This is a genomic window from Methylobacterium sp., from assembly GCF_019745455.1.
Classification (GTDB): domain Bacteria; phylum Pseudomonadota; class Alphaproteobacteria; order Rhizobiales; family Beijerinckiaceae; genus Methylobacterium.
In genome coordinates this window covers 1-6802 of record NZ_JAIETD010000139.1, presented here as the reverse complement: position 1 = coordinate 6802, position 6802 = coordinate 1, and the positions used below count along the sequence as shown (strand labels likewise).

The window sequence follows — 6802 nt, the reverse complement described above, 5'->3', positions numbered from 1 at the left end:
ACCAAACGAATGCCGCAACTATCTCACCGCCGCTGGATACGATGCCTATGATCCAACCTGAACGGGCACGGCTCTAGAGGCCAAAATCTGAAGCGTGATGCCGTCATTAGGGCGCTTGAGGGTGGCAACAAGATAACCCTCAGGCACTCTCCGCAAGCCCTTTCAGGACAGCCAAATCCCTCCTGATCCATGCCTCGTCTTCAGCCAGCTTCTCATCGCTCATGCCGGGCTGCCGGAACAGGGTGAGCATCACCTCACTGCCGTCTCCATTCGCGACGACCCGCATAGGCACGTAGACGATGCGCCCGTCTGCGAGATCGACCCAATGATCCATCACTCCAAAGCGATTATGCTCTGAAAACATGATCCTGATTGGCCCTTCAGGTCCTTGCGCTCTCCATCCAGCTTCATCGCGTTCGAGAGACGCTTCGCTGAGTCCTGAAGCCCATTTCGGGAAGCTCTCGGGCGTCCAGAACATCTCGTAAAGTTCGCGGGCGGTTCGCCGCACCGAACAAGCGATCACCTTGGCTTCAAACATGCTCCCCTCCCAAACAAGCCGAAGGAATATATCCCGATATGGACGCTACGAATCGGACGACACTTTGACCTCTGGGTATCAAGCCTCAGATTTCGGCCACTAGTATGAAGATTGACCGGCATCGATCATCCACTAAGTCTCTGAGGGAATGACAACAACAAAGCCTGGCTCGGCGGATGCCGGCGGGGCTGCGGTGAGTGGACGACAGGAGGTCATCGTCTAAGGCATCGGCAACAGGAAGCCTCAAGGTGTTGCCATCGCGATCGGTAGCTCCCTGATTTGCGTCGTGTAGCCCGGGGAGCGCATCTCAAACTTCGTCGACCATGTCCGCTTCGCCTGTAGCCCGGCCCGCGCCGGGACCACGCTGCCGCGGTCTCACCTTACTTTACAGCCTTCCCTAGGAGTGGACCTCCTTCGCAAGCGGGTGAAATCACGTTGTCACTACGAACATCGATCGCTACTGCGTGCCCATGGATAAGCTCGAAGCTCTTTTAAACCGTCTCAAAGCTCGTCAGCGCGAACTCATCGTGCAGGCTGCCGAGTACGACCTGATACCGGCGGACAGCACGCTCAAGCGGATTGCGGAACTTGAGAACGTCATCGCCGCAGTTGAGGCTGTGGCTGATGAGGAAGCCGATAGACACCGGAATTAACGGTCTTCGCAGTCGCCAGAATGATCCTGCTCACACGGCCAACGAAAGGGTGAGCGATGACCGAGTTCGAAGCAGGCTACCTGCAAGTTTGAAGGATACGCTGGTGACCGTGCGCCAGATGGTCAACGATCTGGGCTCGTCCCCTGAAGGCAAAGTCGAATTGCTAGGGGTCGTCTCGGTGCTCGACGAGTTCATCGAAGAGAAGACTGGGCAAGATAGCGATCAGGATGACCAAGCCGCGCCGGATCCCCTCAGTGGCAGCTTCCAGCTGCAGAAGAACACCGCTCCGATCTGTGCGCACTCGCTAACAAAGCCGACCTCTACAGGTGCAGGTATGTCGCGTCGAACTCGACTGCCTGGGCAAGTTCAACCCAGGCATGGATGACGAGTGTGCTGCGTTTTATTGTGATCATCCCGCTGCTGCGCATCTCTTGGACGACCCGATTGACGTGCACGTTCGACAAGCCCGTCGCATCGGCTAGGTCGCGCTGAGTTAAAGGCCAAGGACAACGGAGATCGCTTGCTAGCCCGACAGCTTCTTGTCTAAGGTACACCTCGCAGAACAGATGAGCCGTGTGATCGAAGGCATCCCGCCGGCCCATGTTTGTCATCCACTGCCGGAAGATCGCCGCGTCCGTGAGGGTGTCGCGCCAAAGGGCCGCCGCGACGCGGGGGAACCTCAAGGTAAGATCATGCAGGGCCCGGTGCGGGATGAAAGCGACTGTGGCGGCCGTTATTGTGGCGAGGTTGTAATCCATCTGCGGGATGTGGAGGCTGTGCAGATCAGGTAGGTCGCCTGCGATGTGCAGCGACAGGATCTGGCGTTTGCCTTCGCCGACCCTCTTGTAGCGGCAGGCCCAGCCTTCGAGGATGAAGCAGCACTGGGACGTCTTCTCGCCCTCACGCCCGATATCGTGACCCGGCAGTAGCTGCCGCAGCTTGACGGGCAAGTTATTGATCGCCGCCCGCTCCTCGTCCGAGAGAGAAATCTTGCTCTCCAATTTGCGGATCAGCGGAAGGAGGGGATTGTTGCAATTTGAAGCCTCGATGGCTTCCGCTGGCACGTGAGGCGGATATACAGGGCTCTCCAAGGCCTCAGCACCTGTAGCGGTCAAGCTGATGACGTGGTTCAAGCGGCTACACGTAAGAGGTGTTCCGCTACTTAGGTATATAAACCACCTAAGATGATCAATGACCCTCCACTCTCGCGCTAGATCGCGACCTACGACTATGCGCCTCGGATCTTACCGACGGTGCCAAGACGCAACTGTTGGATTGATTCCTGCGACCGGCTTCGCGAGCTACTGTGGGAGCAGGCCGAGGGACATTACCGTCTGCGCCTCGTTCTATGGGTAACCGTCGACTACAAGAAGGCGCCGAACCGAAACGCGGCATGGTGGTGGGACTATGACCACAGGCTCGATTTGGCACTGGGCGTCGAGGACATCCACATTCAGCGACTGAAAAGCCGGCGGTATCGCATGGATCGTTCAGCAACGATCAGCGACGCGATGATCGCGAAGCCGGTGCCGAGGACGGCAGGCGGAGATCCGTCGATCGCGTCCATCGGCGGGTTGGGCACCAGCATCGGCGGCGGCTAGGACTCAAGAGACCCTGCGCGCCAATGAGGCGGCCGGGCTCAATTTTGTGGTCCGGTTAGGGACGGACCGGAGCGGTTCATCAGCCAAGTCTGCGACAGAGACAAGGTGAAAAAGCTCAGCGCGCTGTGAGGCGGCCGAGCTGATTCAACGGTGCCTAGGAACTGAAGGTCGCACTGATACCCTATCAATGCGTTCCTAGCTCCCAACGAGGCTCGCGTCGCCGACATTGGCTAGAAGCGAGCGGCCACCGGTGCGTAATGCCGTCAGACCCTATGGCGGCAGTGTCTCGCCGCAGACCTTGGCACGGTACTGCGCATTGAAGTCGGTTAGGCCTCCCTGCGGTTTGCGGGCGCGAGACGCATTCTAACCGTTCATAAGAAACATGATCGAACTAGGCCCACAGACGTGCAGCCGAACGAGCCTCAACGTGTGGAGGCGGACGGCAGTGACGGGGTACTGCCTGGTGGCTTGCGCAGCTTCGAAGCCTGCTCAAAAGCATAAGCCAAGCCGAGCAGTTTGCCCTCACTCCAGGGCTTACCCATCATGTCCATCCCGATCGGCACACCCAGCGGAGCCGTATCGGTGGGCGATGAGAAACCAGCTGGAACATCGATCGCGGGAAAGCCGGTCAGGCCAGCCACGATGCCGTTCCGCTCGGCTTGGTTCAACTCGCCGATCGGCACCACAAGGCGCTTCTGCAGGGGATAGATGAGTGCATCAAGTTGCTCAGCGTCGAACACCGAACTGACATGAGCCTTGAAGGCATCGATCCTCGCCAGGCGAGCCTTATACTCCGGGTCGGACGTACCGTCCTGGCGGGCCTCAGCGCCGGTCAGAAACTTCTCGAGAGCAGCTTTGCTGAACTTTCCCGACGCGAGGATGCCGGCAAGATCCTTTTGTGGAGCATTCGGGATCGCCGCAAGGTACTGGTTCATCAGCGCCTTGAACTCGTAGGTCTGAACGTCGTTCTCGGCATTCAGCTTGTTGGCCTCGAATGCCGGATCCTCGATCGTCACGAGGATGGCGCCGGCCTTCTCAAGGGTGTCCATCGCCTCCTTCATCACCCGGTTCACCTCGGCGTGTTCGGGCTTTGTCCCAAACAGCACTTTGACTACACCAAGCCTCGCTCCCTTTAGCGCCTCAGGCTTGAGGAAGTCAGCATAGCTGTCAGAAGCCTTGCCTGCTGAGGGGGAGGTCAGTGGATCGTTCAGGTCAACGCCAACCATTGCCTGCAGAAGTGCTGCCGAATCCGCGACGGTCCGGGTAATGGGGCCGATCGCATCCTGCGTCGTCGAGACCGGCATGATGCCGCTCAAGCTGATCAGCCCTTGCGTCACTCGCAGTCCCACGAGATTGTTGGCGGAAGCAGGAGAGCGGATTGAGTTCACGGTATCGCTGCCGGTTCCGGCAAGCGCAAGGTTTGCCGCGACGGCCGCTCCGGTGCCACCGCTCGAGCCGCCAGGCGTTCGGGTCAGGTCGTAGGGATTGCGCACCTGCCCGCCGAGCGAACTGATCGAGACGCCGCCTTGGGCGAACTCCTGCATGTTCGCCTTGGCCAGAATGATCGCTCCGGCCTTGCGCAGCTTGGCGACGGAGAAGGCATCCTTGTCTGGCTGGGCTCCTGCTAAAGAGGCAGAGCCACCGGTCGTCGGCAATTCAGCGGTGTTGTAGTTGTCCTTCAGCACCAGCGGCACACAGGACAGCGGCTCGGATGCCAGTCGGCCACGGTTTTTATCGAAGTCGTCCGCCTGTGCGAGTGCCTTCTGGTTCACCTCACGGATTGCTTCGAGCTTGGGTCCCGCCTGATCGTAGGCGGCGATCCGGTCGATGTAGGCCTGAACGAGACTGCGGCAGGTGATCTGCCCGGCCGCCAAAGCGGCGTGGACGCCCGCAATTGTCGCCTCTTCGACAGCGAACTGAGCTTTCGCTTTGGCAGGCATACCAAAGGGGGCAAGGAGAGCAGCGGTGCAGAGAACTGCGGTGTGCTTGAGCATGAGATCCCATCGAACGAAGTGAGCGGGCATACTGAACGCACAGCGCGTACCAGTGGCAGGACGTCTGCCTAGGTATGGGCAAGTTGGATGTGCGGTGCCCGGCTCATACGCATCAACAGGCCAAGCTTCTTGAGAGCCGGAAGTTTGTCGGGGCGGTTCGCGCCCAATCCAGGAATGTAGAGCGACTGCACCCGGAGGGGCTGGGGTGGCACTACCCGGTGGTCGGCCAGCAGGTCAGTTGCAGACAGCAGCGATGGTGCTCGCGGAGCTCAGAAGCCGCGGAAGATGGCGATTACGACGAGCGTCAGCACGATCGAGAGTAGGATCGAGCCGACGCAACCGAGCCGATTGGAGAAGAAAAGGAACATGCCTGCAAAGAACCGCTACGCGGCGGCGATGTTTCCCGGCTCGGCAACCGAGTTGAGCGCGCGATGCACGCTGCCGACGCCGATCCCAAGCTGCTTGGCAATCCTCGCCATGCTCAACCCTTCAGCAGCAAGCTCTTTGATCTCGCCCGCCTTGGCACGAGCCGTAGGCTTGCGGCCCTTATAGGCGCCCTCTGCCCTGGCTTTGGCGATGCCTTCGCGCTGGCGCTCCAGCATCATCTCGCGCTCGAACTGCGCCACGCCACCCAGGACGTTGAGCATCAACTTGCCCGTCGGCGTAGCCGTATCGACGCCAAGATTCAGATGCGCAAAGCGACCCCTTTGGCCTCCAGAGTGTCGATGATCTTACCAAGGTACATCACGGACCATGCAAGGCGGTCGAGCTTGGTCACGACAAGGCTGTCACCCCTCTACGGAGAAGCTGGCGCTGTCTTACAAAGCCAAGGCGGCCGAACGAGCCCGGGTGTAGACGTCGGCGCTAAATGAACTGCAGGCAGCGGGCCTTTCAGCGCCGCGTATGGCTGGAGAGCTGAACCGGCGGCGGCGGCCACCGGCAAGGTCGTCGTCAATGGCAGGCGCCTTCATCGATACGGGGATGGGCTGACAACGCTCTCTGGGGCGTTTGCGAGCAGCGGGATGGGGTGACCTAACTCGCAGTTGGAACCTATGAGTCCGGCTGCTCGACCGTCCCGGTGGTTGCTAGCGGTGGCGTCTGCTGATGCTGAATTACTCGCCACACCTCATGTGACAATCGACGGTACGTCGATGTGCAGTTCGCCTCGTAGGTCCTATCATCGCGAGAAGCTTCAACGTGATAGGCGATTACGATGATGCCTTCTTGTGGGCGAGCAATTTGCCCTTTCGAGAACTCGACATTTGACCACCGAGGCGTGTTAGCGACGGCTACAATCGCTTGTGACCCGCTCAAGACGAATGGCGGGAGCGGCAGCACCATCAGGCACTCGTCGTCAACCAGTTCGCGATAGTGGTCCGGACTCCCGTCCCAGAGGCTCTTCTCGAACGACCAAACGCGTTCATCGTCCATCGTGCTCTCCTTGGGCCTGCCGCCTCTCTGTGAAGATCGCAGCTAGGAGATCGTTCCAGCATTCCTGGTGACCGCGACACCGCAGATGCTAGGGTTGCTTCGATAACTAAAAACGGAGCGTTGTGGTGATCGAGACCGTAAACCAGGCCATGAACGCGCTCGATGCCTACTGGACCAAGCACGGGACGCCCGACGCCCTTGTCATTGCGCAGATTCGCATGAAGCTCGAAGAGCACTCGTCGAGCTGCAACGACGACTGGAAGGCGCTGCTCGACGAAGCGATGGGCGGCCTGGGCTACGGCATCGAATGGCAGGGTGAGGGAGTTCACATCCTTTTCCGACAAGAAGCACCACCCCGCATGGTGAGGGGCACTACAGCCACGGGCCCGACATGATCCTCGCCGTATCTAAAATCTACATCATGCGCCTGAACGATCGGCGGTATCTGGTCGATCGCCCGGCGACGATCAGCGAGGCAATGACCCCGATACCGGTGCCGAGAGGCTAACCCGTCTTATTCATCGGGCATCGGCGTACGCTGCGTTTTGGGCTGATGGCGCGCGCGATCGCTCGTCTGTTCTGACG

At 59.7% G+C, this 6802-nt stretch carries 7 protein-coding genes and 2 pseudogenes; 3 read left to right on the top strand and 6 right to left on the bottom strand.

The annotated features are described in order from the left end of the window. Positions 1 to 139: 139 nt before the first annotated feature. Positions 140 to 538 (bottom strand): polyketide cyclase, encoded by a 399-nt coding sequence (locus tag K2Y56_RS23545; RefSeq protein WP_292513635.1) that lies wholly within the window; start codon positions 536 to 538, stop codon positions 140 to 142. A 243-nt stretch (positions 539 to 781) separates the two neighbouring features. Next, positions 782 to 910, bottom strand: a pseudogene (locus tag K2Y56_RS23540) (DUF4113 domain-containing protein); the annotation flags it as partial. 98 nt (positions 911 to 1008) lie between these two features. On the opposite strand from K2Y56_RS23540, the gene K2Y56_RS23535 reads away from it, so the two are divergent. Continuing rightward, positions 1009 to 1191: a hypothetical protein gene (locus K2Y56_RS23535; protein WP_292513631.1), complete on the top strand. Its 183-nt coding sequence runs from the start codon at positions 1009 to 1011 to the stop codon at positions 1189 to 1191. 320 nt (positions 1192 to 1511) lie between these two features. Here the strand turns inward: K2Y56_RS23535 and K2Y56_RS23530 are convergent, their stop codons facing one another. Next, positions 1512 to 2324 carry a Crp/Fnr family transcriptional regulator gene (locus tag K2Y56_RS23530; RefSeq protein WP_292513628.1) on the bottom strand — a complete coding sequence of 271 codons (813 nt, stop codon included), beginning with the start codon at positions 2322 to 2324 and terminating at the stop codon, positions 1512 to 1514. Positions 2325 to 2444: 120 nt separating this feature from the next. On the opposite strand from K2Y56_RS23530, the gene K2Y56_RS23525 reads away from it, so the two are divergent. After that, complete coding sequence (locus tag K2Y56_RS23525; RefSeq protein ID WP_292513625.1) at positions 2445 to 2792, top strand: hypothetical protein; 348 nt, start codon at positions 2445 to 2447, stop codon at positions 2790 to 2792. A gap of 422 nt (positions 2793 to 3214) precedes the next feature. On the opposite strand, the gene K2Y56_RS23520 is transcribed toward K2Y56_RS23525, so the two are convergent. The 3 genes and pseudogenes from K2Y56_RS23520 to K2Y56_RS23510 form a co-directional block, all read right to left on the bottom strand. Beyond that, positions 3215 to 4786 (bottom strand): amidase family protein, encoded by a 1572-nt coding sequence (locus K2Y56_RS23520; RefSeq protein ID WP_292513622.1) that lies wholly within the window; start codon positions 4784 to 4786, stop codon positions 3215 to 3217. 383 nt (positions 4787 to 5169) lie between these two features. Further along, positions 5170 to 5579, bottom strand: a pseudogene (locus tag K2Y56_RS23515) (recombinase family protein); the annotation flags it as partial. Positions 5580 to 5836: 257 nt separating this feature from the next. Beyond that, positions 5837 to 6217, bottom strand: coding sequence for a DUF4440 domain-containing protein (locus K2Y56_RS23510; RefSeq protein ID WP_292513619.1), 381 nt, complete (start codon positions 6215 to 6217; stop codon positions 5837 to 5839). A 125-nt stretch (positions 6218 to 6342) separates the two neighbouring features. On the opposite strand from K2Y56_RS23510, the gene K2Y56_RS23505 reads away from it, so the two are divergent. Next, positions 6343 to 6612, top strand: coding sequence for a hypothetical protein (locus tag K2Y56_RS23505; RefSeq protein WP_292513616.1), 270 nt, complete (start codon positions 6343 to 6345; stop codon positions 6610 to 6612). The last annotated feature ends 190 nt before the right edge of the window (positions 6613 to 6802 follow it).